The sequence below is a fragment of the Streptomyces sp. NPDC052109 genome (assembly GCF_040680195.1).
In the GTDB taxonomy this organism is placed as follows: domain Bacteria; phylum Actinomycetota; class Actinomycetes; order Streptomycetales; family Streptomycetaceae; genus Streptomyces.
In genome coordinates this window covers 124,855-151,771 of record NZ_JBFAWF010000013.1, presented here as the reverse complement: position 1 = coordinate 151,771, position 26,917 = coordinate 124,855, and the positions used below count along the sequence as shown (strand labels likewise).

Here is a 26,917-nt window from a genome sequence, read left to right as displayed (position 1 = left end):
GTGAACGTATCGGCAGACGATCACTAGTCACAAGTTAATGCCGCGCAGATCACGTGAAGATCACAGAGTTGAACCGCTGTCATGTTTACGGTTCTACGACCGCTCCACGGCCCCACCGGCGGCCGGTGCGAACTCCACCGGCAGGGTGCGCAGGCCCCGCATGATGAGCCCGCCGCGCCAGCGCAACTCCGCCGGATCGACGGCGAGCCGCAGGTCCGGCAGGCGGCTGAGCAGGGTGGCCAGCGCGGTCTGGCCCTCCAGCCGGGCGAGCGGTGCGCCGAGGCAGTAGTGGATGCCGTGGCCGTAGCCGAGGTGCTGGTTGTCGCGGCGGGCGAGGTCCAGGACGTCCGGGTCGGTGAACCGCTCCGGGTCCCGGTCGGCCGCCGCGAGCACGACGAGCACCGGGTCCCCGGGCGCGATGTCCTGTCCGCCGATGGTGAGCGGCCCGGTGGCGAACCGCCAGGTGGCCAGCTCCACCGGGCCGTCGTAGCGCAGGAGTTCCTCCACCCCCGTCTCCAGCAGGACCCTCTCCCCCGCGTCGAGGGAGTCCTGGAGCCGCCGGCGCTGGCCGGGGTGGGTGAGCAGGGCGTAGGTGCCGTTGCCGATGAGGTTGACGGTCGTCTCGAAGCCGGCGAACAGCAGGATGAACGCCATCGCGGCGGCCTCGTTCTCGGTGAGGTGCTCGCCGTGGTCCGAGGCGCGGATGAGACCCGAGATGAGGTCCTCTCCGGGCGCGGGCTCGGCGGGCAGCGCCTCGCGCTTCTTGTGGATGAGCTCGGCGAGGTAGCCGCGCATCTTCTTGACGGACCGTGCGACCCCGCCCCGCGGCCCTCCGCCGTGCCGGATCATCATGCCCGCCCAGTCCCGGAAGTCGTCCTGGTCCTCGCGCGGAACGCCGAGCAGGTCGCAGATGGCGTAGATGGGCAGCGGGAAGGCGAACTCGTGGATGAGGTCGGCCGAACCCCTCGCCGCGAAACCGTCGATGAGCCGGTCGGTCAGCTCCTGGACCCGGGGCGCGAACTCCGCGACGCGGCGCGGGGTGAACGCCTTGCTGACCAGCCGGCGCAGCCGGGTGTGGTCCGGCGGGTCGATGTTCAGCAGATGCGTCATGAGCTCGGCCTTGCGCTCGCCCGGGATGCCGGTCTTGCCCTTGGCGTGCTCGGGCTCGTCGTGATGCGCCGGGTTCTTGCTCAGCTGCTGGTCGGCGAGGGCCTGCTTGGCGTCGGCGTACCGGGTGACCAGCCAGGCCTCCACCCCGCTGGGCAGCCGCGTCCGGTGCACGGGCGCGTGCTCGCGCAGCCAGGCGTAGGCCGGGTAGGGGTCGGTGGCGAACTCCCAGGTGAAGAGGGCGGGAGCGGGGGCGGATGCCGTCGGGGGGTGGGGCTGGTCGGTCACTCCTCGACGGTATCCGGATCCGGGTGGGCCTCGGCGTCCCGGTGCTCGCCACCGGTCGCTGGTATGGGCCCGGGCGCGACTCCCTCCGCCTCCCGGATCGCATCCCGGTACGCCCGCGCCGCCGCGCGCAGCGCCGCCTCCGGGTCCACGCCCTCGGCGTCCGCGCGGGCCGCCAGCGCCAGCAGCTGGTAGCCGACGCCCTGGCCCTGCGGGAGCGGCACGTCGAGACCCGCCGTGCGCGCGCGGGAGGCGAGCTTGGCGGCGAGGGCCAGGCCCGGCTGGCCGACCGGGACGCCCTCGGTGACCGAGGTGCGCCGTTTCTCCTCCGCCTTGGTGCGCAGCCAGTGCTCCTTGACGTCCTCCGGCGTCTCGGCCTTCTCGTCGCCGAAGACGTGCGGGTGCCGGTGGACGAGCTTGGCGACGATGCCGCCGGCCACGTCGTCGACGGAGAACGGCGCCTCCGGGTGCTCCTCGGCGATCCGGGAGTGGAAGACGACCTGGAGCAGCACGTCGCCCAGCTCCTCGCGCAGCTCCTCACGGTCGCCGGCCTCGATCGCCTCGACCAGTTCGTACGCCTCCTCGATGGCGTACTTGGCCAGACCTTCGTGGGTCCGCTGGGAGGACCAGGGGCATTCGACGCGGATGCGGTCCATGACCTGCACGAGGTCCAGCAGGCGGGCGCCGGGCAGGTCGTAGGAGGCCGGCAACAGCTCCAGCTCCGGCATGGTGACGCGGCCGGAGCCGGCCAGCCGGGCCAGGCCGTCGGTGAGCGCGGGCTCGCCCTCGCCGGTGGCCACGACCACCACCGTGCGCCCGCCGGCGCAGGCGTCGACGAGCTCCTGCGCGGTGGGGGACGCCTCCTGCACCACTGTCCCGGCCTCGCGCAGATACGGCAGTTGCGGATGCGCTCCGTCCGCGCACAGCACGGCGTCGGCCGCGCGCAGGGCCTGCCAGGCGGGCCAGGACAGCAGGCCGGGGGCGACGCGGTGGCTGGTGGTGAGCAGGACGACACGGCCGGGGTCGGCAGCGGGGGCGAGGTCGGAGCTGGATGCGTTCACGATCCGAACGTAGCCCACGGCGGGAGGGAGCGGATTCGGATATCCACAGGGTGGGGAGGATCGTGTGATCGTATGACCGAGGCCCCTCGGTTCCCCGAGCGGGCCCGCTCCCCCGCCGTACCGTTCCGGCGCCTCCCACGCCGTGCTGCCGTACCGTTCCGGCGCCCGCCCCGGTCGCGCCGCGCTACGCCGTCGCCGGCTGTCCGCCCGACGCGGTCGTGACCTCCCGTACCCAGGGCGTCTTGGCGTCCACGCGGCTGCTCTTCTGCACGTCCCAGGCGCCGTAGCGCGGGTTGAGGTCGATGTGGAGCTCCTGGGACGCCTTGGACAGGGCCTTCCAGAAGTCGGGCTGGGTGGTGTCGGTGCCGAGCTGCTTGGCCAGCTTCTGCGCCTCCAGCTGGAGCCGGAGGTTGTCGTCGAGGCGGGCGGGCGCGATGCCGTACTTCTGCAGCCAGGCGGTCTGGAGTCCCTTGGCGCCGCCGGCCTGCTGTTCCAGGCCGCTGCGCAACTGCTCGACCTCCTTGCGGCTGACCGTGATGCCCGCGTCCTGCGCGGCGCGGTGCAGGACCCGGTCGAGGACCATGTTGTGCAGGGTGTCCCGGGTGAGGGTGCTGGTGGAGGCGAGGACCTGCTGGTACTGGGTCTGGTCCGGCACCGCTGCTCGCTGTGCCCTGCGGACCTCGTCGACCCGGCTCTCCAGCTGGGCGACGGTGATCCGCTGCCCTCCGACGACGGCCGCGGCGCCCGGGTGCGCAGCGCTTCCACAGGCGGTCAGCAGTGGTGCCGCGGCGGCGATCGCGGCGGTGAGGACGAGCGCGGTGCGACGGCGGCGGTGCAAGGGAACCTCCCGAGGAGATTGTGCGGCGGTGCACAAAGTCTTGCGGTGATCGATGGTAGGCAGTGGGCAGGCCGCGGCCAACCCATTCGACCAACGATTCGCAGGCGCTTCGGGCACCGCCGCGCCCGCCGCACGGGCTCAGCCGGTGATGGCCACCGGCGCGTCCCACCCGTCCCGGTCCACGGTGAGCGTGACCCCGCCGTGCGCCTCCTTGCTGTTGACCATGTACTGATGGCCGCGGCTGTGGGGAGTGAACTGGCTCGATCCCCACGGCCAGTCCCCGGTCGTGGTGTTCTGCTTGTCCCACAGGGCGTACCAGAGGTTGCCCGGCAGATCCGTCTTGTCCTTGGCCGTCGCGATCGCCTTGGCACTGGAGCTGGTGAAGCCGTAGTAGCCACTGCGGTACGTCTTCGCGCGCAGCCCCTTGTCGAACGCGCGCACATACGTCAGCACGGCGTCGTTGCACGCCGTGTTCGTGATGTCGTAAGCCTCCATGTCGAGGTAGACCGGGCTGCCCGCCTTCATGCCGAGCGCGGAGGCCTTGGCCACGGCGTCGGCGGCGTCGTTGGTGCCGAGCGAGGCGGCCGTGGACGCGGTGATCTTCTCCGGGTTGGAACCGGACTGGCAGGGCGGCTGGGCGCCGACGTAGATCGGGATGAGCTTCCAGCCCATCCCGGAGACGTACGTGACCCAGTCCGCGGTGAGGTTCGCCTGGGCACAGCCGCGGTTCCTGCCGCCCACGTAGACGGCGGCGGCACCGTAGAACCCGGTGTGCCAGGCCTTCATCGCCGACTTGGAGGGCGCGGCGCAGGTGTCGAACGCGCGCCCGGTGAAGGTCTTCTGCGCGGGCCAGGCGGTGGCGGCCATGGAGGTCTGCGCCGCGATTCCGGCGCCGGCGACGACGGCGGCCCCGGCCACCGCCCACGTGAGATATCTGCGCTTCTTCGACTGCCGATGGCCGGCCATGAGTCCCACCCCTGGTGCGTGTGCGTTGTCGATACCGTGCCACGGGAGTTCACGGAAACCTCCCGGGCAACGGCATATTTAACCGCGTACCTGCCCCAGCCACTGCAGGGTGCGCCGGATCTCCATGGCCATCGGGTAGCCGGGACCGTGCAGCCGCTCCACGTCCATCAGCAGTCGCGCGAGGGTGTCGTGGGCGGACGGCCGGTCGCCGAGGGCGAGCAGCAGATGGCCGATGCGCCGGCGGACCTCGTGGGCGAGCTGCGGGTCGCCGGAGACGTACTGGTTCTCGTAGTACGGCAGCAGCGCGCGGTACTCGGCGAGCGCCGCCGCCGGCTGGCCCAGCTGCTCCAGGCACTGCGCGGCCTCGTAGCGGTAGCGCAGGGACTGCGGGTCGGCCTGGCCTGCCTCCGCGGCGCGTTCGTCGGCGAGCCGGCGCAGTTCGGGCAGCGCGCGCCGGTACTGGCCGTCGTCCATGAGCGTGGCCGCGTACTGCTTGCGCAGGGTGCGCACGACCGGGGAGTGCTCGCCGTGCTGCTCGGCGGCGGCGGGCAGGATCGCGCCCAGGATGTCCACGGCCTGGGTGATGCGCCCCTCCCCCAGCAGGCGTTTGACCTCGTCCACGGCGGCGGCGACATCGGGCTTCTCGGTCACCGGCGGCGCCGGCGCGACGGGGGCCGGCTGGGGCGCGGGGGTCCGCGCGCGGTCCGGCCAGGGGGCGTGCGGACGCAGGAAGGGACGCGTGGGGTCCAAGGGGGCCCCGGTGGGCGTCCCGCGCGCGGGCAGGAGCACCGCCAGGTCCTCGTACACCTCCTGCGCGGACGCCGGGCGGTGCTGCGGGTCCTTGGCGAGCAGGCGCAGGACCAGGGTCTCCAGTGCCTCGGGGACCTCGGGGCGGATGCGGCGCACGGGCAGCGGGGGCTCGTACAGGTGCCGGTGCAGCACGCCGAGCGCCGTGGAGCCCGCGAACGGCACGTCACCGCTGAGCAGTTCGTGCATCAGCACACCGAGCGCGTAGAGGTCGGTGTACGGGCCGACCGCGCCGCCCATCGCCTGCTCCGGCGCCATGTAGGCGGGCGAGCCGATCGGGGAGCCGGTGTGGGTGAGGCGGGTGGTGTCGGTGTCCATGACCGAGGCCACGCCCAGGTCCAGGACGGTGACCGTGCCGTCCTGCTTCACCATCACATTGCGCGGCTTGAGGTCGCGGTGGACGATCGGCACGGCGTGCACGGCGCTGAGCACGGCGCACAGTTGCGCGGCCACCGCGACCGCCCACGGCCACGGGTACGGGTCGTGCTCGGCGAGATGGTCGGACAGGTCGGCGCCGTCGACGTACTGCATGACGAGGAACAGCTCCTCGCCCTCGCTGCCCGCGTCGTGCACGGTCACCAGCCCGGGGTGGTCGACCTGCGCGGTCACCCGGCACTCGCGCATGAACCGGCGGCGCAGCTCGTCCGCCTCCTGGCCGGCCACCTTGTCGGGGCGCAGCAGCTTCACCGCCACGCGCCGGTCCAGCCGCCGGTCGTACGCCGTCCACACCTGGCCCATGCCGCCCTGTCCGATGAGCGTGGACAGTTCGTACCGGTCGGCGACGACACGTCCTGGCGCCACGGTCACCTTCCGCCCTCACCGCTGCCGGGCCGGCCGTCCTGCTTGCGCAGGTAGTCGCTCAGCTCGTCCAGTTCGGCGCGGACCTGGTTGATGCGCGCGGGGGCGGGGCGCTGCGGCGGCGCGGGGACGGGCGGCTGGGGTGCGGACGGGTGGGGTGCGGACGGGTGGGGCATCGGCGCCGGGGCGTACGGGGGTTGGGGCATGCTCGGCCCGGTCGTCGCGGCGAACGGCGGCGCGGGCTGCGGGTATCCGTACCCCGGCGCCAACGGCATCCGCGCGACGTAGGCCTGACGGAGCCGATGGAAGTGGCGTATGTCCGCGTACAGGAAGTAGCCGACGCAGGCCACGGCGTTCAGCAGCAGGATGATCATGCCCGCGTTGCCGTTCGGCGTGCTGAAGTCGTCGGTGTGGTCGGTGCTGAGCAGGGCGAAGCTGATGCCGAGGACCACCAGCGTCCCCGCGAAGAACCCCCACTCGGCGCGCCTGCGGGTCACGATCGCCGCACGGAGCGGCGCCACCCACGCCAGGAATCCGATGCTGAGGAGCGCCACGGCCACGAAGATCACGCGCAGCACGACCAGCACCCCGGTCGAGGGTGGCTGCGGCGGAGGCGGCGCGTAGCCGGGGCCTTGCATGGCTGCTCCTGGAGGCCTGATGGGTTCGGACGTGTGTGCCGAGTCCGAGCGTATAGGCCGCCGAGGACAACCGGTCCCGGGTTGTACCGAACCGTTGTCGCGCGGACGTCGCCGCGGCCTTCCTCAGTCCGGTGCCACCGTCCCGTCCGTCAGCCCGTCGTACATTCCGCGCACGAGCTGTTCCCCGAGCCGGCTCGTGTGGCGCAGCGCCCGCTCGAACTCGTCGAGTGCGCGGAAGCGCGCGCCGTAGCGCCGTTGCTCGTCCAGCGGGAGCCGGGGCAGCTGCAGGCGGCGCACGTCCAGCCGGGTAGCGGTGGAGGCGTAACTGCTGGCCTGCCGGTTGTTCGCGGTGCCGCGCAGGAAGCCGGCGAGGAACCACGGGTCGAGCGCCGCGCGATCGGGGCGCAGGAGCACGAGGTTGCGCCCCAGGGCGGCGCCCCCCGTCGCCTCGTCGATCACGCGCGCCACCGAACCCCCGCCCAGCACCGGTACGACGACGTCGCCCGGCTCGGCCAGCACCGCCTCCTCCTCGCTCTCGGGCAGCGTCCCGGAGGGCGCCGTGCCGGCGAGGACGTCGTGGTCGGTGAGCACCGGCACGCGCACGTGGCCGCCGTTCCCGCCGGTGCGCATCACCAGCGCGCCCCCGCGCGCGAGTTCACCGATGGTGGTGAGCGGCCAGCGCGTGCCCGGCGCGGGAGCGGCGGGCGGGGGCGTGAGGTCGGCGGTCAGGCGCAGGGTCTCGCCGAGGTGCTCCCGCACCGCCGTGAGCTGTTCGGCGCCGTCGGCCACGGCGGCCGGCGGCAGATGGCGGGCGGGGGCGAGGTCGACGTCGTCGTCGAGGAGTCCGATGACCGGCACGGAACGGGCGAACCCGGGCCGCTCCTCCAGCCGCCCCGCGCGCTCGAAGGAACGCCAGGCGTCCAGCACGGCCTCCCGCACGGCCGCCCAGTGGGGACCACCGCGCCCCTCCCCGGCGAACCTCCCGGTGTCCACGAGCAGCACCTCGGGCGCGGCCGGCGTCCGGTCCGGCCGGCGCAGCACCCACACGTGCAGCGGGATGTTGTACGGCGGCGCGGCTCCGACCGGCAGCGCCACCACGGCCCTGAGCGCACCCCGGCGCAGCAGGTCGGCACGGATCCGGCGCCCGGAACGGCGGGAGGCGGCGGCCGGCGGCATGAGCAGCACGGCGGATCCGCCGTCGGCCAGCCGGGCCAGCGCGTGCTGCACCCAGGCCAGTTCGGACTCGGTGCGGGCCGGGAAGCCGTACTCCCAGCGGGCGTCGTAGGCCAGTTCGTCGTGGCCCCAGTTGCGCTCGTTGAACGGCGGGTGGCACAGCACCGCGTCGGCGCGCAGCTCCGGATGGGCGTCGGCACGCAGAGTGTCGCCGGCGGCGGCCCGCACGGCGGCCCGGGAGTGCAGCGCGAGCCGGAGCGCGGTGAGCGCGGCCAGCTCGGGTGCGCTGTCCTGTGCGTACAGCTCCTGGCCGGGGCGGGTGTCGACGGCCCGCAGCAGGGCGCCGGTGCCGCAGGCGGGGTCCAGGACGGTACGGACGGGTCCGACGAGGTCGGCCATGAGACCGGCGAGGCCGGTCGGGGTGAGCGTGTACTGGCGGGGGTTGGCGTCCAGGTGCCGGCCCAGCAGGAACTCGAAGGCCTGCCGCGCCCCGATCTCGGCGGCCAGCTCGCCCGCGCCGCGCAGGAGCGGTACGGAGGGGAGGAGTTGGGGCCCGGTGGGGATGCGGAGGGCGGGGGCGGGGGTGGCGGGGTCGGCTGTGCGGGAGGTGGAGGCGCGGGGGGTGGAGGCGCGGGGGGTGGAGGCGCGCCGAGGGGGCGTGCCGTGAACGTCGGTGGGGGTGTGAACGGCTGACCGTGCGTTCACAGGCTGCCCAGCCGGGGACGAGTTCACGGCGGGGGTCGCGGGCGCGTCGTTCACACCGGCGGACCCGGGCGGCGCGTTCACACCGGCGGACCCGGGCGGCGCGTTCACACCAGGCGCTGCGGAGGGCGCGTTCACACCGCCGGCCACGGCGCCCGTGTTCACACCGCCTCCCGTCGCGCCCGCGTTCACACCGGGCGCCCCGGAGGACGCCTTCACACCGGCTGCCGGTACGCCGCCGAACCGTGGTGTCAGCACCTGCTCCAGCGCGCCCGGCATCAGGGCCGCCAGGCGGGCGTCGGAGCCGGCGGTCGCGTCGAGCCAGACGGTGGGGCGCTCGTGGATCAGCAGCAGGGCGCAGCCCGCGTGCACCAGGGCGGTCAGCGGGCCCTCGGGGTGTCCGACGAGCTGCTGCCAGACCCGTTCCCGCAGCGGGACCTCGGCGAGTTTGCCCTGCTTGCGCAGCCACGCCTCGACCTCGCCGAGCGCGAAGGACGGGCTCGTCTCGGTGCCCCCGACCGGCTTGGGGAAGTCGGCGTGCCGACGCCGCCAGTTGCTGACGGCGGCCCGGCCCACTCCGGCGAGCCGGGCGATTCCGGCCGCGGTCACCTCAGTCGCGTTGTCCTGCACCGGCCCCGCTCCCCTCGTCCTGTGTGCGCCGAGCATAGCCGCGTACACAAGATCCATGCATTCACGTGCGTGTACACAACCGATTGCTTGGATCGTGTTGACTCGGTTCACAGCCTCTGCTCTTATTGACCCAGCGAACGAGCGGCCACCGGAGGGGGCGGCCGCCGCTTTGGGAGGGGATTCGCCATGGGCACGAAGGCCAAGGTCGCGCTGGGCGCCGTCGTGGGGATCGTCGTCATCGGTGCCGTGTCCGCGAACGCCGGCAGCGGCGGCAAGGACGGCGGCTCCGGCAGCAGCGACAAGGGGTCTTCCGCCGCCGAGCACACGCCCGGCGGCACCAAGGGCAAGAAGGACGCGGGGGGCGGCCAGGCGGCGGGCGGGAAGAAGGCCGCCATCTCCGGCGACGGCGAGTACCAGGTCGGCTCCGACGTGAAGCCGGGCACGTACCGCACCAGGGACAACGCCGACGACATGTGCTACTGGGAGCGCGCCAAGGACGCCGAGCAGGGGACGGACTCGATCATCGCCAATGACAACGTGACCGGCACGGCCGTCGTCACCATCAGCCCGAGCGACGCCTACTTCAAGACGACGGGCTGCGGCGCCTGGAAGAAGGCGGCCTGACCCGGCCCCTCCCACCACCGCTCACCCCGTACCACGCACCACCGCGCACCACGCACCGCTCACCCCGTACCACGCACCACCGCGCACCACGCACCGCTCACCGAACCTGTCCGACCGGCTCCGGCTCGGGGCTCGACTCCCCGCGGCCGGCGCCGGTTCCGGACGCCGTACGGCATGCCGTACGCCGCCCCCCCCCACACTCCCCTGACACTCAACCTTTTGAAGGATCGTCATGCGCCTCTCCCCCCGTGTCGCCACACTGCTCGCCGTCGCGGCGCTTCCCCTGGCCCTCACCGCCTGCTCGTCCGGTTCCTCCCCGGACGCCGGGGGTGCGAGCGCCAAGCCGGCCAAGGCGAAGGACCTCAACGCCGGGCTTGCCACCGGTACGCAGTTGAAGAAGGCGCTGGCGCCCGCGTCGGCCTTCCCGTCCGGGCTCACCATCGAGACCGACGGTTCCGCCGACAGCGGCGACCAGTTCCTCTCCCCGTCGAGCAGGAAGACCGCGAAGCCGGACTGCAAGAGGCTGGAGGCCACGTCCTGGATCCAGATTTCCGGCTACAAGGGAGGCGTGTCGTTCGCGCAGAACGACTACGCCAACAAGGACAAGACCGAGGAAGTGGCCCAGGAGATCGACACCTTCCAGGGCGCCACGGCCGCCTCGGTGCTGAAGGAGCTGCAGAGCGTCGCCACCGCGTGCGCCACGTTCACGGACACCGACGCGCACGCCAAGGTGGAGCTCACCGGCAAGCCCACGGCCGGGCTCGGCGACGAGGCCTACACGATGACGCTGACGAGCGGCGCCTGGCAGAACGGCACCACGCTGATCGCGGCCCGTTCCGGCAACACCGTGGTCACCGTGCTGTCCACGGCGGGCAGCGACAACGGCGCCTCGTCCGCGAAGAGGGTGACGACGACGGTCCTCGCGGCGCTGAAGAAGGAGGCGAAGCCGGGCGATCAGGCCTGATCACCGGCGTCCCCGTCCCACGACCGTTCCGCACCCGCGAAGGATGCCCATGCGCCAGAGGTCCCGCCTCGCCGGCCGGGCGGCCGCCGAAGAAGCCGCCGTACGGAGCCGCGGCGTACCCGCCACTTCGTTGCGCGCCGCACTCGGCCTCGGCCTGCTGATCGGGTTCTATCTGCTGGCACTGCTCATACTCGTCGCCCTGGCGGCCCTGGACGTCGCCCTGGCCCGGGGCCCGGGCTTCACGGTCATGGCTCTGGAGGGCTACCTGGGCTCACTGGCGGTCGCCTGGTGCGTGGTGCGGGTCGTCCTGCTCAGCCGTGGCCGCGGGGAGGAGCGGGACGGGCCTTCCGGTCTGTCACTGACGCCGCAGGAGCAGCCGGAGCTGTGGCGGCGGGTGCGTGACCTGGCCGAGCGGGTGGGCACTCGGCCGCCCGCGGAGATACGGGTGATCCCGGGGGCGGGGGCCATGGTGTGCGAGGACGCCCGGTGGCTCGGGCTGGTCGCGGGCGAACGCCGGCTCTTCCTCGGCGTGGCGCTGCTGATAGGCCTGCCCGAGGACGAGCTGGACGCCGTACTCGCGCACGAGCTGGGGCATTACGTGCACGACGACACCCGGCTGGGGGGCCTGCTCTGGGCACTGCGCAGCAGGTTGCAGGACACCGTGCTCACGTTGCAGAACCGGGCCGCCGCCGAGGAGGCCGAGCAGAAGGCGGCGTCCGCCGCGCGGGCCGCCCGGCGCCGGGCGGCCGGCAAGCCGCCACCGGTGAAGCGGGAGCCCACGCGGGGCCCGGACCACTACCTGGCGATCGTCTTCTCCGCGTACGCCAGGATGTGCCTCCGGCTGACCGAAGCCGTCAGCCGACGGCAGGAGTACGCGGCCGATCTGGTGGCCGCCCGGATCGCGGGACCGCGCACCACGGCCGCCGCACTGCGCCGCGTTCCCGCGCTCGAAGCCGCCGACGACCTCTATCGGCGCGGTTACGCCCTGATGGGCTCCCAGGCCGGGTTGCTGCCGCCGGAAGGACAGTTGTACGGCGGGCTCGCGCATCTGCTCGCGGACGGCGCACGCCAGGCGCAGCTGGAGGCGTTCGCCCGGGAGCTCCCGGAGGAGACCTCCCAGGAGAGGTCTCCCTACGACACCCACCCGCCCACAGCCGACCGCATCGCGGCGCTGGAAGCACTCCCGGACGACGGACGCGCCACCTCGCTCGTACGGCGCCCCGCGTCCGCACTGCTGCGGGCGCCGCACACCCTGCTCGCCGAGCTGGAGCGGGCCGTACTGAGCCCGGAGGCGCTGTCCATGCGGCGGGTGCCCTGGGCCGAACTGCCGTCGCGGACCCGGCGCGAGAGGTGGGCGCGGGAGGTGGGGCCGCTGCTGGGGGCCATGGCCCAGGCGGCCGGGGCGAGGGGGTTCGCCGCACGCGGATTCACAGACCTCGACCGGCTCCTGGACATGCTCGACCACGGCCTGCTGCACGACATCGCCGACCGGCTGCCCAAGTCGGAGCAGGCCGGCCGGAGCAGTGGCCGTGCGGCTCGTGAGTTCGCCAGGACGGCGTTCCGCGCGGCCCTGCGTCACCTGACCCTGCTCGCCGTGCTGGACGCCGGGCTGTGCCGGTGGGAGCTGTGCTGGGCGGGGCCCCCGGTGCGCCGGGTGGCACCCGATGGGCTCGCCGAGGCACTGGAGGAGGCGCTTGACCACGCGGTCGCCGATCCGGCCGGCACGGCGCCACTGCGCGCCCTGCTGCTCGGCGGCAGTCGGTGGCCGGTCGGCGGCACGGCGCCTCCAGCCACCGCCCCGCCCTGGCTCCCACCGCACCCCCTGCCCTGACAGCCTTCCCCTCCCCCGACTCCGAAAGACCCGGAATGAACGTCCTGATCGACATAGCCGGTGCCGGTGCCCTCGTCTACGCGGCCGTCACCATCCCCCGCAACGCCCGCAAGGCACGCGCCGCTCGGGCCGAGGCAAAGGCCAAGGCGCCGGTCAACATCGACGCCGCCAAGTACGGGCTGGTGCCCGCCGCGCAGCTCGACACCCGTTTCGCGGGTCCCGATCCCGAGGCCGACGCGGTCGCGGAGGCCGCTCGCGCCGGTGACTGGCGGCAGGCCGCCGCCTACCTGGCCGGAGCGGGCCGCGACTGGGACCTGCGGTGGTACCGGCTCGGCATCCTCGTGCACGCCGCCGTCGAGGACGACACCTGGGTCAAGGCCTGGAGAAGCGAGTACCCCCACGACCCGTCCGCCGCGCTCGTGCACGCCGACGCGCTCGTCTCGCTCGCGGGCAAGGTCCGCGGCGCGAACGGTGCGCAGCACACGACGGCGGAGCAGTTCGAGGGCTTCCACCGGCTGCTGGCCCAGGCGCTGCCCGCCTGCCAGGAGGCGGCCTGGATGGCTCCCGAGGACCCCTGCCCATGGATCGCGCAGATCACCATCGCCATGGGTCTCGGCTGGTCGCACGACGACTTCCGGGCGCTGTGGGCCGAGATCGCCGCACGCGACCCGCACCACTTCGGTGCCCATGTCAGCGCCCTGCAGTACTGGTGCGCCAAGTGGCGCGGCTCGCACGAGCTGATGTACGCGTTCGCCGAGCAGGCCGCGGCCTCCGCTCCGCGGGGCAGTCTGCTGCCCGTACTGCGCCTGTACGCGCTGTTCGAGCACGCGGTGCGGGAACGCGGTGAGCCCGTGTACGACCAGCCGTGGATCCCGTCGGCCTTGGACGCCACCCTGGACGCCGTGGACCAGGTACCGGCCGGGCACCACCGGCTGCCGCTGGTCCGGCATCTGCTGGCGAAAATGCTGTTCCACAGGAAGCGGTACGCGGAGGCCGTCGAGCAGTTCCGGGCGATCGGCGGATACATCGGCAGCGTGCCGTGGACGTACTCCGCCAACCCGGTCAAGTCCTTCGTCTACGCCCGCACGAACACCTTCGTCCTCTGGGAGAAAGCGGGCCGCCCCGCGCCTTCGCCGCGCTCCCACTCCGCCGGGCTCTGACGGCCGGCGGCGGCTGCAACGGGTGCCGCGTCTCGATGCCCCGGGAACGGCACGATCCTCGGATACGACCCGCGCACCGACCGGGTGGCGTTCACCAGGTCGAGGAGCGCGTGCCAGTCCTCGGCCGGGGTGCCGGGCACGCGCAGGTCGGGCAGCGCGCCCATCACCCCGGGGCCGAACCAGCCGGAGACGTCGTCCCACCGCAGATCCCGCATCCCCGCATGTTCCCGCCGTCCCGGCACCGGCACATCCGGGTCTCGTACGGCCCTGTCGACGGACGCGGTTGCGGCGGGCGTGGCCTCAGTGGGCGCGGAAACGCTCCGGTGCCCTGGTCGGGTTGCCGCCCGTGGGCAGTTCCTGGCCGGGGCAGCCGCTGAGGACCTTCTTCATAGCGGCCTTCTCGGCCGCGGTGACCCACAGGCCGTACTTCTTCTTCACCGCGACCTGGTCGGCCACATAGGCGCACCGGTACTTCGTGTTGGGCGGGAGCCAGGTGGCGGCGTCGCCGTCCCCCTTGCCGCGGTTGGTGCTCGCGTCGACGGCGATGAGGTTGAGGGGGTCGTTGGCCAGGGCTATGCGCTTACTGGCGTCCCAGTACTTGGCGCCCTTCTGCCAGGCGTCGGAGAGGGGGACGACGTGGTCGATGTCGACCTGGCTGCTGCCGCGCCGGTAGGTGATGTCCTTGCCGGAGTAGGGGTCGGGTTCGAGCAGTCCGTAGGAGACCTTGCAGGAGCCCCCGGTGAGCTTCACGTCCTTCAGGTCGCGTTTGAGTATGTCGTCGCGGGTGTCGCAGGAGTTGGAGTCGGTGTCCGCCCAGGCGGTGCCGAACCGTTCCCGCGAGTAGCCGGTCTTCGGCGCCCGCCCCTTGACGGTCAGTGAGTCGACGGCGGCCGACGCGGCGCCGTTGCCACCGCTCTGCTCGGGCCCGGAGGCCCCCTTGCTCTTGTCCATGGTGCAGCCGGTCGCGGCGACCAGCACGACCACGGCGGTGACCGCTCCACCCCTCAGACGCCCCACGGTGCGTCCCCCCTCACTCGCGCTGCTCCGCCCTCAGCCACCGGCGGAATCGTTCCGTCCCTTACGGTAACCGCCCCGCCGCCGACTGCAGATGGGACCCAAAGGGGTACTTCCGGGCAATCCGGCGCCAAGTTGGGGCAGAGGGCGCCCATCGGGGGAGTACGGGGAGTGCGTGTGTGCGCCCGCTCACCTCGCGCCGCGGCGGCGCTCGCCGGAACGCGCACCGGCATCGGCAGCAGCCGGGGGCGACGCGCCGGTTGTCGCCCCCGGCTCACCGAGCCTCATGCCCCCCTCGCGGCTTCTACGACCCCAGGATCGAGGCGAGGAACTCCCCGACCCAGCCCAGCAGTTCGCGGCCGACCAGCGGCTTGCCGCCGACCTTCGCGGTCTTCGGGCGCGGGACCAGCACCTGGTGCACGGTCGGCTTGATGACCGTGCCCGGGTAGAGGCGCTTGACCCGCAGCTCCTGCGACTCGCGCAACTCCACCGGTGCGAAGCGGATGTTGTTGCCCTGGAGCACGATCTCGCCGACGCCGCACGCGCGGGCGAGCATCCGGAGGCCGGCCACGAGCAGCAGGTTCTCCACCGGTTCGGGCAACTTGCCGTAGCGGTCGGTGAGTTCCTCCCGGACGGCCTTGATGTCCTCCTCCGAGTTCGCGGAGGCGATGGCGCGGTAGGCCTGGAGGCGCAGGCGCTCGCCGGGTGCGTAGTCGTGCGGGACGTGCGCGTCGACGGGCAGCTCGATCTTGACCTCGAGCGGCGGCTCCTCCTCGATCTCGCCGGTCTCCAGCTGCCGCCGGTAGTCGGCGACGGCCTCGCCGACCATGCGGACGTAAAGGTCGAAGCCGACGCCCGCGATGTGGCCGGACTGCTCGCCGCCGAGGAGGTTTCCGGCGCCGCGGATCTCCAGGTCCTTCATCGCCACGTACATGCCCGCGCCCATCTCGGTGTGCTGGGCGATGGTCGCCAGGCGCTCGTGGGCCGTCTCCGTCAGGGGCTTCTCCGGCGGGTACAGGAAGTAGGCGTAGCCGCGCTCCCTGCCCCGCCCGACGCGGCCGCGCAGCTGGTGCAGCTGGGACAGGCCGAAGGTGTCGCCGCGCTCCACGATCAGGGTGTTGGCGTTCGAGATGTCGATGCCGGACTCGACGATCGTGGTCGAGACGAGGACGTCGGACTTCTTCTCCCAGAAGTCGACGACGACCTGCTCCAGAGTCGACTCCGACATCTGGCCGTGGGCCGTCGCGACGCGTGCCTCGGGGACGATCTCGCGCAGCCGGGCCGCCGCGCGGTCGATGGACTCGACGCGGTTGTGGATGTAGAAGGCCTGGCCCTCGCGCAGCAGTTCACGGCGGATGGCCGCGCCGATCTGCCGCTCCTCGTACGGCCCGACGAAGGTGAGCACCGGGTGGCGCTCCTCCGGGGGCGTGGTGATCGTGGACATCTCACGGATGCCGGTCACGGCCATTTCGAGGGTTCTGGGGATCGGGGTCGCGGACATCGTCAGCACGTCGACGTTCGCGCGGAGCTTCTTCAGCTGCTCCTTGTGCTCGACGCCGAAGCGCTGCTCCTCGTCGACGATGACCAGGCCCAGGTCCTTGAACTTCGTCTCGGAGGAGAACAGGCGGTGGGTGCCGATGACGACGTCCACCGCGCCGTCCTTCAGGCCCTCCAGGACGGCCTTGGCCTCGGTGTCGGTCTGGAAGCGGGAGAGCGCCTTCACGCTGACCGGGAACTGCGCGTACCGCTCGGAGAACGTCCCGAAGTGCTGCTGCACCAGCAGGGTCGTCGGGACGAGGACGGCGACCTGCTTGCCGTCCTGTACGGCCTTGAAGGCGGCCCGCACCGCGATCTCGGTCTTGCCGTAGCCGACGTCGCCGCAGATCAGGCGGTCCATCGGAATCGACTTCTCCATGTCCTCCTTGACCTCGGCGATGGTGGTGAGCTGGTCCGGGGTCTCGGCGTAGGGGAAGGCGTCCTCCAGCTCCCGCTGCCAGGGCGTGTCGGTGCCGAAGGAGTGGCCGGGGGCGGCCATGCGCGCGCTGTAGAGCTTGATCAGGTCGGCGGCGATCTCCTTGACCGCCTTCTTCGCGCGTGCCTTGGTCTTCGTCCAGTCGGCGCCGCCGAGCCGGTGCAGGGTGGGCGCCTCGCCGCCGACGTACTTGGTGATCTGCTCCAGCTGGTCGGTGGGGATGTACAGCCGGTCGCCGGGCTGGCCGCGCTTGGCGGGGGCGTACTCCACGACCAGGTACTCGCGGGTGGCGCCCTGGACGGTGCGCTGCACCATCTCGATGTAGCGGCCGACGCCGTGCTGCTCGTGGACGATGTAGTCGCCCGCCTCCAGGGTGAGCGGGTCGATGGTCTTGCGGCGGCGGGCCGGCATCCGGGCGCCCTCGCGGCCGGTGGCGCGCTGGCCGGACAGGTCGGTCTCGGTGAGCACGGCGAGCTCGAGGGCCGGGTCCACGAAGCCGTACTCGATCGAGCCGCAGGAGACGTGCACGACGGAGGGGCTGAGTTCACCGAGGTCGGCGTCCAGGCGCGCCGCGATGCCCTCGTTGCCGAGCACCTCCACCGTGCGGGCGGCCGGGCCGTGGCCCTCGGTGACGAACACCGCGCGCCAGCCGTCGGCGAGCCAGCCCTTGGTGTCGGCGAGGGCCCGCGCGGTGTCGCCGCGATAGGTCTCGGGCGCGTGCATGCCGAGCTTGAGGGTGTCCGCGTCGAGCTCCTCGTCGGCCGCGAACGGCGAGACGGACCACCACATCATGTCCAGCTCGCGCGCCCGGTCGCGGACGTCGGCGATGGACCACAGGGAGGCGGCGCCGACGTCGATCGGGGCCTCGCCGCCGCCCGCGGTGGCCGCCCAGGAGGCCTGCAGGAACTCCTGGGAGGTGGCGACGAGGTCGGCGGCGCGCGTGCGGACCCGCTCCGGGTCGCAGACGACCGCCATCGCGCCCTTGGGAAGGACGTCGAGCAGCAGCTCCATGTCGTCCACCAGGACGGGGGCGAGGGACTCCATGCCCTCGACCGCGATGCCCTCGGCGATCTTGTTCAGCAGTTCACCCAGCTCCGGGTGCTCCTCGGCGAGGGCACGCGCGCGTGCGCGGACGTCGTCGGTGAGCAGCAGCTCGCGGCACGGCGGTGCCCACAGGCCGTGCTCGGCGACTTCGAGGGAGCGCTGGTCGGCGACCTTGAAGTAGCGGATCTCCTCGACGTCGTCGCCCCAGAACTCCACGCGCAGGGGGTGTTCCTCGGTGGGCGGGAAGACGTCCAGGATGCCGCCGCGCACCGCGAACTCGCCGCGCTTCTCGACGAGCTCCACGCGCGCGTAGGCGGCGGCGGCGAGGGCTTCCACGACGTCGTTCAGGTCGGCGCTCTGGCCGGTCCTCAAAGACACCGGCTCCAGGTCGCCGAGGCCCTTGACCTGCGGCTGGAGCACGGAGCGCACGGGCGCGACGACGACGGAGACCGGGCCGGTCTCGGGGTCGTCGGGGCGGGGGTGGGCGAGGCGGCGCAGGACGGCGAGACGGCGGCCGACGGTGTCGCTGCGGGGGCTGAGCCGCTCGTGCGGGAGGGTCTCCCAGGAGGGGTACTCCACGACGCCCTCGGCGGGCAGCAGGGAGCGCAGGGCCGCCGCCAGGTCCTCGGCCTCGCGGCCCGTCGCCGTGACGGCGAGCACCGGGCGGCCCGCCTCGCGGGCGAGTGCGGCGACGGTGAAGGGGCGGGCCGCCGGGGGGCCGACGAGGTCGATGTGCATGCGGTTGCCGTCCGCGGCCGCCGTGATCGCTTCCGCGAGGGCGGGGTCCTTGACGACGGCGTCGAGCAGACCGTGCAGGCTCATGGAGGGGCTTTCCGTCCGGGGGTGGGCAACGCGAATAACCCGACGCGGGGAGCAGCCGGGGTTGTCCAGCCTACGACTCCGCCGGCGTTGCCGTCGGAGCCTGTGGACAACTGCGCCCGCCACCCGACTCGGCCGGCCCGAGAGGTGCACCACGAAACGACCCGGTGCCGGGGAGTCCCCCAGGACTCCCCGGCACCGGGCCTTCCCCCGCAACCCCCGTATGCGGTGGTCTGCGGCCGTACACCCCCTGCGCGGTGGTCTGCGGCCGTGCACCCCTCGCGGTGGCCGTCGCTCCCGTCTGTGCGGCTAGTCCGTCGCGATGGCGTTCAGGACGTTCATCCGGCCCGCCCGGAACGCCGGGATCAGGGCGGCGAACAGGCCCACGAAGGCCGAGGCGACGAAGACCGTGATGATCGTCGGCCAGGGGATGTCCAGGACGTTCAGGCCCTCCAGCGCGAGGAGCTTCTGGGCGGTCGCGCCCCAGCCCATGCCGAGGCCGAGGCCGAGCAGGGCACCGAAGACGGCGATCACCACGGACTCCAGGCGGATCATGCGGCGCAGCTGGCGGCGGGAGAGGCCGATGGCCCGCATGAGGCCGATCTCCCGGGTCCGCTCGACCACCGACAGGGCCAGGGTGTTCACGACACCCAGGACCGCGACGATGATCGCGAGGGCGAGCAGGCCGTAGATCATGTCGAGCAGCTGGCCGATCTGGTCCTTCAGCGCCTTCTTGTAGTCGGTCTGGTCGCGCACGGTCAGAGCCGGGTCGTCGCGCAGCGTCTGCTTCAGCGCCTTGTAGGCGGCCGCCTCCTGCCCGTCCTTGGCGGTGGCGAAGACCAGCTGGTCCAGCGGCATCCGGTCGGCCGGCACGTACGTCGCCGCGGTGGCGACGGAGGCGTACATCGCGCCCTTGTCGACCACGACGTCGTCACTGGTGATCGCGCGCACGGTCAGCCTGGCCGTCCTGCCGTCCTTGAAGCCGACCGCGACGGTGGAGCCCAGCTTGATGCGGTGCTTCTTGGCGAAGCCCTCGAAGACGGACATCGAGTCGGGCCTGTAGGCGTCGGCGAGGTTGCCGGCGACCGTCTTGGTGCGCAGGTCCTGTGCGTAGGTCGGGTCGGCCGCGTTGATCGTCTCGTTCCTGGAGACACGGCCGTCCGGTGTGGTCAGGGACGCGTCGAGGACCTTGTACTCGGTGACCCGCTCCAGGCCGGGCGTGTCCTTGATCTTCTGCACCATCTGGGGGTTGACGAAGGAGTACTCCTGGTCGCCCTGGATGATGAAGTCGGTGCCGACGGTCTTGTCGAGCTGGTCGGTGGCCGAGGCGACCATGGAGGAGCCGACCACCGACAGACAGGCCACCAGGGCCAGGCCGATCATCAGGGCCGCGCCGGTGGCACCGGTGCGGCGCGGGTTGCGCAGCGCGTTGCGCTCGGCCATCCGGCCCACGGGGCCGAAGACCCGCAGGATGATCGCGCCGAGGACCCGGACCAGGCCGCCGGCCAGCAGCGGGCCGATGACGACGAAGCCGACCAGCGTGGCCACCACGCCCAGCCCGAGCCAGCCCGAGCCGGCCTTGGCCTTGTCGGCGGTGGCGGCGACGTACAGGCTCCAGCCGCCGGCGGCGGTCAGGAGCAGGCCGACGACGGCGCGGACGGCACCCGCCCTGGCGTCGGCCGGGGCGCCCGCGTCGCGCAGCGCGGCCATCGGGGAGACCTTGCCGGCGCGGCGGGCGGGCAGGTAGGCGGCCAGGACGGTGACCACGACGCCGAGGAGCAGACCGACGGCGGGGGTCGTCCAGGCGACGGTCAGGTCGTCGGTGGACAGGTGCATGCCCATCTGGCCCATGAGCTTCATCAGGCCGACCGCGATGCCGACGCCCGCACCGACGCCGAGCAGGGAGCCGATCACGCCGAGCAGCAGCGCCTCGATGAGCACGGACCGGTTGACCTGCTTGCGGGAGGAGCCGATGGCGCGCATCAGGCCGATCTCGCGGGTGCGCTGGGCGACCAGCATGGAGAAGGTGTTGATGATCAGGAAGATGCCGACGAGGAAGGCGATCCCGGCGAAGCCGAGCATCGCGTACTTCATGACGTTCAGGAAGCTCTCGACGCTCTTCTGGTTGGCGTCGGCGACCTCCTTGGCGGTCTGCACCTTGTAGCCGTGGCCGAGGACGGCGGTCACGTCCTTCTTCAGCTGGTCGTTCGTCACGCCCTGGGCGGCGGTGACGTTGACGTTGGTGTACACGCCCGTCCTGCCGACCAGGGTCTGCTGGGCGGTCTTCGTGTCCAGGTAGAAGATCGCCGCGCCGGGGTTGGTGACCTTGAAGGCGGCGATGCCGGACACGCGCGCGTGGTGCGTGCCGACGACCGAGATCATGCCGATGTCGTCGCCGATCTTCAGGTGGTGCTTGCCGGCGGTGTCCTCGTCGACCATGACCTGGTCCGGGCCCTTGGGCGCCGCACCGGAGGTGATCTTCATGGTGCGGGCGTCGTTGCCGTTCCAGCTGCCCACGATGGTGGGGGCGCCGCTGCTCGGCGACAGTTTGTCCTTCTTGGCGTCGACGACGGTCACCGAGGTGGAGAACACGGTGCCCTCGGCCGACTTCACGCCCTGCGCGCCGCGGACCTCACGGACCACCGAGGCCGGCAGGACCGGCGGCTTGCCGGTGCGCGAGGTCGTCTGACCCGTGTCGGAGGAGCCCTTCGCGCTGACCGTCACGTCCGAGGCCGTGGCCTGGAAGAGCTTGTCGAAGGTGGTGTTCATCGTGTCGGTGAACACCAGCGTCCCGCACACGAAGGCGACCGACAGCAGGACCGCGATCGCCGAGAGCGCCATCCGGCCCTTGTGCGCGAAGAAGTTGCGCATCGAGGTCTTCAGGACGGTCATGACGTACGCCCCCGGGCGTCGAAGTCCTTCATGCGGTCCAGGACCTGATCGGCCGTCGGCTGGTACATCTCGTCGACGATCCGGCCGTCGGCGAGGTAGAGCACGCGGTCGGCGTAGGAGGCGGCCACGGGGTCGTGGGTGACCATCACGATGGTCTGGCCCAGCTCGTCCACGGACCGCCGCAGGAAGCCGAGGACTTCGGCGCCCGCGCGCGAGTCGAGGTTTCCGGTCGGCTCGTCCCCGAAGATGATCTCCGGGCGGGCGGCGAGGGCGCGGGCCACGGCGACGCGCTGCTGCTGGCCGCCGGAGAGCTGGGTCGGCCGGTGCTTGAGCCGTCCGGCCAGGCCGACGGTCTCCACGACCCGGTCCAGCCACCCCCGGTCCGGTTTGCGGCCGGCGATGTCCATGGGCAGTGTGATGTTCTCGATCGCGTTGAGCGTCGGGAGCAGGTTGAACGCCTGGAAGATGAAGCCGATCCGGTCCCGGCGCAGCTGGGTGAGCTTCTTGTCCTTCAGGCCGGTGATCTCGGTGTCGTCCAGGTAGATCTGTCCGCTCGTCACGGTGTCGAGTCCCGCGAGGCAGTGCATCAGCGTGGACTTTCCGGAACCCGAGGGGCCCATGATGGCGGTGAACTGGCCCCGCGCGATGTCCACGTCGACGTGATCGAGGGCGACGACACGGGTCTCGCCGGACCCGTACGCCTTCACGACCTGCCGCGCCCGCGCGGCAACGGCCGTAGGCCCTCCAGTGCCCCCGTGCCTGGGAATGGTCACAGCCGATGTCACGGTATGTCTCCTATGTCGGTTGGCAGGTCGGTGAGTGCCGCCCCGGTGGTCCGGGCCGTCGTGCCTGGGTACGTCGTCGAGTCTCGCGGCCGGCGGGGCCTTCGCGCGCTGGTGCGAAGCCCCGTCTTCCCCGGGGGTAAACCCCACCCCGCCGGTGCGGTCAGCCGCCCCCCAGCGGCGTAAAGCCAGGTTAAGGAGCGGGCCCCGCCGCTCTCGTCCTCCGCCGGGACGAACCCTCCCCGAGCCGTAGTACGGAGGTACCCCTAGGGGTGCTCCACCCAGGGGCGGAGCCGGTCTCGGGGTCGTCTCCACCCTTCGGTGCGGAAATCCTCCACCCTGCCGTCGCGTCAGGGTCAAGCGCAGGGCCGCGCGAACGCCGTCCGAGACCCTCGAGAGGCGGGTGGGAGCGTGGGAAGCTGTCGTACCGCGGAAAGGTGCATCGGCCACGGGTCGGGCCGGCAGGCAGTGACGGGGAGGGGTTCGCAGTGGGCAGTACGACACCCGCGATACGCAGCGGCGCCGAGCGGCGTCAGGACACCCGGCGGCGCGGGGCGGTCGTCGCCGCGCTGATGCTGGCGATGGCACTGGCGGCGCTGGACGCCACGATCGTCTCCACGGCCGTACCGCAGATCGTCGGCGACCTCGGCGGGTTCTCCGTCTTCTCGTGGCTCTTCTCCGGCTATCTGCTCGCCGTGACCGTCACACTCCCCGTCTACGGCAAGCTGTCCGACACCTTCGGCCGCAAGCCGGTGCTGGTGACGGGCGCGGCCGTGTTCCTGCTGGGCTCGCTGCTGTGCGCGGGTGCCTGGAACATGGCGGCGCTGATCGCGTTCCGGATCGTGCAGGGTCTGGGCGGCGGGGCGTTGCAGGGGACCGTGCAGACGCTGGCCGCCGATCTGTATCCGCTGGCCGAGCGCCCGAAGATCCAGTCCAAGCTGTCCACGGTGTGGGCGGTCTCGGCGGTGGCCGGTCCGGGGCTCGGCGGGGTGCTCGCCGCGTACGCCGACTGGCGCTGGATCTTCCTGATCAACCTGCCCATCGGCGCCGCGGCGCTGTGGCTGATCGTCCGTCATCTGCACGAGCCCGCACGGGAGACGCCGGAGAACGCCGCTCACGCGCGCGTGGACTGGGCCGGCGCGCTGGCGGTGTTCGCCTGCGGCGGGGTGCTGCTGACCGCGCTCGTGCAGGGCGGGGTCGCCTGGGCGTGGCTGTCGGCGCCGTCGCTGGTGCTCTTCGGCACGGGCCTGGCCCTGGCCGGTGTGGTGGTCGTGGTGGAGCGGCGGGCGGCGCAGCCGATCATCCCGGGGTGGGTGTGGCGGCGCCGGCCGATCGCGGCCGTCAATCTGGCGCTCGGCGCGCTGGGGCTGCTGATGGTGGCGCCGAGCGTGTTCCTGCCGACGTACGCGCAGTCCGTGCTCGGACTCGCGCCCGTGGCCGCCGGTTTCGTGCTGTCGGTGTGGACGCTCACCTGGCCGATGGCCGCGGCGCTCAGCCAGCACGTCTACCGGCGCATCGGCTTCCGGGACACCGCGCTGCTCGGCATCGGCCTGGCCGCGCTGATCCTGTGCGTGTTCCCGTTCCTGCCCTACCCCGGCTCGTGGTGGCAGCCGACGCTGCTGATGATGCTGCTGGGCGGGGCGCTCGGACTGTTCCAGCTGCCGCTGATCGTCGGGGTGCAGTCCACGGTCGGCTGGTCGGAGCGGGGCACTACGACCGCGTCGGTGCTGTTCTGCCGGCAGACCGGACAGACCCTGGGCGCCTCGCTGTTCGGCGCCGTCGCCAACGGGGTGCTGGCCGCCCGGCTGGGCGGGGCGGGCGATCTGGACTCCGTCACGCGCGCGTTGGACGCCGGTACGGCCCCGGAGGCGACCCGGCGGGCGATCGCGGACGCGGTGCACGCGGTGTACCTCGGGGCGGCGGCCGCGGCGGTGCTGGCCTTCGTGGTGCTGCTGGTGGTGGCACCGCGGAGGTTTCCGGTGCGCGAGGAGTGAGCGCGCCGGCCGGCGCCCGCCGGGGAGGCTCGCCGCGACCGCCCGTCGAGCACCAGAGGTTGCGCAACGCGGCCGCGTGATCCCCTTGAGGTGCCGGTCGAGGGAAGCGGCCACGCACGCGCGCGTGATCGCAGGTGCGGGGTGACGCGGCCGGCGGGGGTGCGGTCCGGTGGGGCGGGGCAGCGTGCCGGGGCCGTCGCCGCGTGGGCGGCCGCCGGGGCCTGGACGCCGGCGGAGGCAGACGAAGGGGGCGGAGGCTGCAGGTACAGGGCCACCGCGAGGACGAGGGCCCCACGGTGGCCGGGCAGGGCGGGACAAGCCGCGAGAGAGATCGATGCGCCGACGGTGGGCCCGGGGACACCGGGGCGGACATCGCCCGGGGGAGGTACGCGCGCGTTCCCCGATGGACGCACGAGGGCCGTACCAACGGTCGAACCGACGGGACCGCCGGGTCCGGCAGGTCCGGCACGGGGCGTCCAAGGGCAGGTTAACGCGGGTAACACCCCAGCTCTGGGCGCCTTTTCGGGTAGTAAGCGCATACCGACCGGCCAGTTCGGTGAAAACGCCGCGCGGCCCCGGTACCCGCGAGTAGCGTGCGTGGCTCCGCACCCCCACCTCCCTGCGGTCCGCCGCCACGGACCCGAGCCACGCAAGGAGCTCCGGGATGTCCTATGACCCGCAGCACCCGTCGTACGACCCACCCCACCCGTTCAACGCCCCGCCCCGACCGCCGTACGACCCAGCGCATCCCTTCTACGACCCGCCTCAGCCGTCGTCCGCCTACGATCCGCCGCCCCTCACCTACCCCTGGCAGCCCGCCGCCCCGCCGCCGCCCCGCCCGGAACGCAGGCCGCTGCGGGACCCGGTGGGCCACCACAGCGACCTGCGGGTGCTGCGCAGCGCCTACCGCTGGCAGCGGCGCACCGCCACCCTCACCGCGCTGGGCTACTTCACGCTGTTCCTGGTCCTGTCCGCGAGCGCGCCCGGCGTCATGACGCGCACGGCCGCCGACGGCATCCCCGCCGGCCTGCTGCTCGCGCTGGTCCAACTCCCGGTCACCTGGCTGGCGATCGCCCTGTACGAGCACACCGCGCGCCGGCACGTCGATCCGCTCGCGGACCGCATCCGCAAGGAGGCCGAACTGGACGCCCGCCGGGGGGCGATCCGATGACCGGCGCCGCCGGCACCCCGGTCGTGGGGGGCTTCACCGGTTTCAGCGGCTCGGCCCAGTCCATGTCCCTGGTCGCCTTCTCCACCGTCGCCACGGTGATCCTGCTGCTGTGCGTGATGACGGGCCCCGACCACGACGACCTCGACGAGTTCTACACCGGCTACGCCTCCCTGTCCCCGCTGCGCAACGGACTCGCCATCGCCGGCGACTACATCTCCGCGGCCACCGTCCTCGGCACCGGCGGAGTGATCGCCCTGTGCGGCTACGACGGTGTCGTCCTCGCGCTCAGTACGACGCTGTCGCTGATGCTGCTGATGTTCCTGCTGGCCGAGCCGCTGCGCAACGCGGGCCGGTTCACCATGGGCGACGCGCTCGCCCGCCGGCTGCCCGGCCGCTGTGTGCGCATCACGGCCTGCGCGGTGACGATCGCCGCGCTGCTGCCGCTGATGCTGGTCCAACTCGCCGGAACCGGTCAGCTGATGGCGTTCATCCTGGGCTTCTCCAACACGTCCGTGAAGACGGCCTGCGTCGTGGGACTCGGCGCCCTGATGATCGCCTACGCGGCGATCGGCGGCATGAAGGGCACCGCGCTCATCCAGATCCTGAAGATCGTGATGCTGGTCGGTTCGGGCGCCGTGGTCGCCGTACTGATCCTGCGGCGTTTCGACTGGGACCCCGGCGCCCTGTTCGCCGCGGCCTCACGGCAGAGCGGGGCGGGGCCCGCCTTCCTGCGCTCCGGGCTGCAGTTCGGCACCGGGCCGCGGTCCCGGCTCGACATGGTCGCCTCGGAGTTGACGGTGGTGCTCGGCGGTGGCGTCCTGCCGCACATCACCATGCGCATGTACACCGCCTCCAGCGCCCGCCAGGTGCGCCGCTCGATGTCCTGGGCGGTGTCGATCGTCACGCTGTTCGTGCTGGTCATCACGGTGATCGGGTTCGGCGCCACGGCACTGGTCGGCCGCGCGGTGATCGCCGGGGCCGATCCGCAGGGCAACACCGCGTATCTGCTGGGCTCGCGGGCGGTGTTCGGCGCCCACGTGTCCACGGCGGAGACCTTCCTGTTCACCATGGTCACCACCGCGATCTTCCTGACCCTGCTCGCCTCGGTCGCCGGGATGATCCTCGCCTGCGCCAACTCCCTCGCCCACGACGTGTTCGCCGCCCGCGTGCAGGAGATGCCGGCCCGGCGCGAGATGGCCCTGGCCCGCGCCTCGGCGCTCGCCATAGGGGTGCCGACGATCCTGCTGGCCACGCTGGTGCAGCACCACAGCCTGCAGCCCCTGGTGACGCTCTCCTTCTGCCTGGGCGCCTCGGCCATCGCGCCCGCCCTGGTGTACGGCCTCTTCTGGCGCCGCTACACCCGCAGCGGGCTGCTGGCCACGCTGATCGGGGGCTCGCTGACCGTGCTGCTGCTCATGCCGGGCACCAATCTGGTCTCCGGCTCACCCGTCTCGGCCTTCCCGCACGCCGACTTCAACTGGTTCCCGTTCACCACGACCGGTCTCGTCTCCATCCCGGCCGGCTTCCTCTTCGGCTGGCTCGGCACGGTGGCCTCCGGCCGCGCCAAGGCGGAGCAGCAGCGCCACCAGTACGAGGCGGTGGAGGGGTGGATCCTGGCCGGGGCGGTGCGGAAGGGAGGGTGAGC

The 26,917-nt window shown here is 72.5% G+C and carries 19 protein-coding genes; 7 read left to right on the top strand and 12 right to left on the bottom strand.

The features are described from left to right. Positions 1–93: 93 nt before the first annotated feature. The 7 genes from AB0L59_RS25490 to AB0L59_RS25460 all read right to left on the bottom strand — a co-directional run bounded on the left by AB0L59_RS25490 (position 94) and on the right by AB0L59_RS25460 (position 9,005). Complete coding sequence (locus AB0L59_RS25490; RefSeq protein ID WP_365587733.1) at positions 94–1,395, bottom strand: cytochrome P450; 1,302 nt, start codon at positions 1,393–1,395, stop codon at positions 94–96. Continuing rightward, the gene (locus AB0L59_RS25485) at positions 1,392–2,453 is read right to left on the bottom strand and encodes a nucleoside triphosphate pyrophosphohydrolase (RefSeq protein WP_365587731.1); all 1,062 of its coding nucleotides are present in this window, start codon (positions 2,451–2,453) and stop codon (positions 1,392–1,394) included. Before AB0L59_RS25485 ends, AB0L59_RS25490 begins: the two co-directional genes overlap by 4 nt. A gap of 184 nt (positions 2,454–2,637) precedes the next feature. After that, positions 2,638–3,291 carry a SurA N-terminal domain-containing protein gene (locus AB0L59_RS25480; RefSeq protein WP_365587730.1) on the bottom strand — a complete coding sequence of 218 codons (654 nt, stop codon included), beginning with the start codon at positions 3,289–3,291 and terminating at the stop codon, positions 2,638–2,640. 138 nt (positions 3,292–3,429) lie between these two features. Next, a complete protein-coding gene (locus AB0L59_RS25475) occupies positions 3,430–4,257 on the bottom strand; it encodes a glycoside hydrolase domain-containing protein (RefSeq protein ID WP_365587727.1) in 828 nt (275 codons plus the stop codon). A gap of 78 nt (positions 4,258–4,335) precedes the next feature. Continuing rightward, a complete protein-coding gene (locus AB0L59_RS25470; RefSeq protein WP_365587944.1) occupies positions 4,336–5,802 on the bottom strand; it encodes a serine/threonine-protein kinase in 1,467 nt (488 codons plus the stop codon). 65 nt (positions 5,803–5,867) lie between these two features. Beyond that, positions 5,868–6,500, bottom strand: coding sequence for a hypothetical protein (locus AB0L59_RS25465; protein WP_365587725.1), 633 nt, complete (start codon positions 6,498–6,500; stop codon positions 5,868–5,870). 123 nt (positions 6,501–6,623) lie between these two features. Continuing rightward, the gene (locus tag AB0L59_RS25460; RefSeq protein WP_365587722.1) at positions 6,624–9,005 is read right to left on the bottom strand and encodes an N-6 DNA methylase; all 2,382 of its coding nucleotides are present in this window, start codon (positions 9,003–9,005) and stop codon (positions 6,624–6,626) included. A gap of 186 nt (positions 9,006–9,191) precedes the next feature. On the opposite strand from AB0L59_RS25460, the gene AB0L59_RS25455 reads away from it, so the two are divergent. From AB0L59_RS25455 to AB0L59_RS25440, 4 genes are all read left to right on the top strand, one after another. Then, entirely contained in the window at positions 9,192–9,629 is a 438-nt protein-coding gene (locus AB0L59_RS25455; RefSeq protein ID WP_365587720.1) for a hypothetical protein, read from the top strand. A gap of 232 nt (positions 9,630–9,861) precedes the next feature. Further along, positions 9,862–10,593 carry a hypothetical protein gene (locus AB0L59_RS25450; protein ID WP_365587718.1) on the top strand — a complete coding sequence of 244 codons (732 nt, stop codon included), beginning with the start codon at positions 9,862–9,864 and terminating at the stop codon, positions 10,591–10,593. A gap of 49 nt (positions 10,594–10,642) precedes the next feature. Then, entirely contained in the window at positions 10,643–12,424 is a 1,782-nt protein-coding gene (locus AB0L59_RS25445; protein ID WP_365587716.1) for a M48 family metallopeptidase, read from the top strand. A 35-nt stretch (positions 12,425–12,459) separates the two neighbouring features. Beyond that, positions 12,460–13,584, top strand: a complete 1,125-nt coding sequence (locus tag AB0L59_RS25440; protein WP_365587714.1) for a hypothetical protein — start codon at positions 12,460–12,462, stop codon at positions 13,582–13,584. Here the strand turns inward: AB0L59_RS25440 and AB0L59_RS25435 are convergent. The 5 genes from AB0L59_RS25435 to AB0L59_RS25415 all read right to left on the bottom strand — a co-directional run bounded on the left by AB0L59_RS25435 (position 13,500) and on the right by AB0L59_RS25415 (position 22,110). Continuing rightward, positions 13,500–13,799 (bottom strand): hypothetical protein, encoded by a 300-nt coding sequence (locus AB0L59_RS25435; protein WP_365587955.1) that lies wholly within the window; start codon positions 13,797–13,799, stop codon positions 13,500–13,502. The genes AB0L59_RS25440 and AB0L59_RS25435 overlap by 85 nt on opposite strands. Before the next feature lie 85 nt (positions 13,800–13,884). Further along, entirely contained in the window at positions 13,885–14,601 is a 717-nt protein-coding gene (locus tag AB0L59_RS25430; RefSeq protein WP_365587712.1) for an HNH endonuclease family protein, read from the bottom strand. Positions 14,602–14,902: 301 nt separating this feature from the next. Beyond that, positions 14,903–18,436 carry a transcription-repair coupling factor gene (gene mfd / locus AB0L59_RS25425; RefSeq protein WP_365587710.1) on the bottom strand — a complete coding sequence of 1,178 codons (3,534 nt, stop codon included), beginning with the start codon at positions 18,434–18,436 and terminating at the stop codon, positions 14,903–14,905. 306 nt (positions 18,437–18,742) lie between these two features. Continuing rightward, on the bottom strand, positions 18,743–21,325 hold the full coding sequence (locus AB0L59_RS25420) for an FtsX-like permease family protein (protein ID WP_365587708.1): 2,583 nt from the start codon (positions 21,323–21,325) through the stop codon (positions 18,743–18,745). Then, positions 21,322–22,110 (bottom strand): ABC transporter ATP-binding protein, encoded by a 789-nt coding sequence (locus tag AB0L59_RS25415; RefSeq protein ID WP_365587705.1) that lies wholly within the window; start codon positions 22,108–22,110, stop codon positions 21,322–21,324. Before AB0L59_RS25415 ends, AB0L59_RS25420 begins: the two co-directional genes overlap by 4 nt. A 485-nt stretch (positions 22,111–22,595) precedes the next feature. Between AB0L59_RS25415 and AB0L59_RS25410 the strand changes: the two genes are divergently transcribed. The 3 genes from AB0L59_RS25410 to AB0L59_RS25400 all read left to right on the top strand — a co-directional run bounded on the left by AB0L59_RS25410 (position 22,596) and on the right by AB0L59_RS25400 (position 26,915). Next, entirely contained in the window at positions 22,596–24,101 is a 1,506-nt protein-coding gene (locus AB0L59_RS25410; protein WP_365587703.1) for an MFS transporter, read from the top strand. A gap of 664 nt (positions 24,102–24,765) precedes the next feature. Beyond that, positions 24,766–25,272, top strand: a complete 507-nt coding sequence (locus tag AB0L59_RS25405) for a DUF485 domain-containing protein (protein WP_365587700.1) — start codon at positions 24,766–24,768, stop codon at positions 25,270–25,272. Further along, the gene (locus AB0L59_RS25400) at positions 25,269–26,915 is read left to right on the top strand and encodes a cation acetate symporter (protein ID WP_365587697.1); all 1,647 of its coding nucleotides are present in this window, start codon (positions 25,269–25,271) and stop codon (positions 26,913–26,915) included. The genes AB0L59_RS25405 and AB0L59_RS25400 overlap by 4 nt, the downstream gene beginning before the upstream one ends. Positions 26,916–26,917 lie beyond the last annotated feature (2 nt).

What these genes read in the sequence shown, in the direction of transcription:
- AB0L59_RS25475 (WP_365587727.1), bottom strand. Translation starts at nt 4,257, where the DNA reads ATGGCCGGCCATCGGCAGTCGAAGAAGCGCAGATATCTCACGTGGGCG.
- AB0L59_RS25470 (WP_365587944.1), bottom strand. Translation starts at nt 5,802, where the DNA reads ATGGGCCAGGTGTGGACGGCGTACGACCGGCGGCTGGACCGGCGCGTG.
- AB0L59_RS25465 (WP_365587725.1), bottom strand. Translation starts at nt 6,500, where the DNA reads ATGCAAGGCCCCGGCTACGCGCCGCCTCCGCCGCAGCCACCCTCGACC.
- AB0L59_RS25455 (WP_365587720.1), top strand. Translation starts at nt 9,192, where the DNA reads ATGGGCACGAAGGCCAAGGTCGCGCTGGGCGCCGTCGTGGGGATCGTC.
- AB0L59_RS25450 (WP_365587718.1), top strand. Translation starts at nt 9,862, where the DNA reads ATGCGCCTCTCCCCCCGTGTCGCCACACTGCTCGCCGTCGCGGCGCTT.
- AB0L59_RS25445 (WP_365587716.1), top strand. Translation starts at nt 10,643, where the DNA reads ATGCGCCAGAGGTCCCGCCTCGCCGGCCGGGCGGCCGCCGAAGAAGCC.
- AB0L59_RS25440 (WP_365587714.1), top strand. Translation starts at nt 12,460, where the DNA reads ATGAACGTCCTGATCGACATAGCCGGTGCCGGTGCCCTCGTCTACGCG.
- AB0L59_RS25435 (WP_365587955.1), bottom strand. Translation starts at nt 13,799, where the DNA reads ATGCGGGATCTGCGGTGGGACGACGTCTCCGGCTGGTTCGGCCCCGGG.
- mfd (WP_365587710.1), bottom strand. Translation starts at nt 18,436, where the DNA reads ATGAGCCTGCACGGTCTGCTCGACGCCGTCGTCAAGGACCCCGCCCTC.
- AB0L59_RS25420 (WP_365587708.1), bottom strand. Translation starts at nt 21,325, where the DNA reads ATGACCGTCCTGAAGACCTCGATGCGCAACTTCTTCGCGCACAAGGGC.
- AB0L59_RS25405 (WP_365587700.1), top strand. Translation starts at nt 24,766, where the DNA reads ATGTCCTATGACCCGCAGCACCCGTCGTACGACCCACCCCACCCGTTC.
- AB0L59_RS25400 (WP_365587697.1), top strand. Translation starts at nt 25,269, where the DNA reads ATGACCGGCGCCGCCGGCACCCCGGTCGTGGGGGGCTTCACCGGTTTC.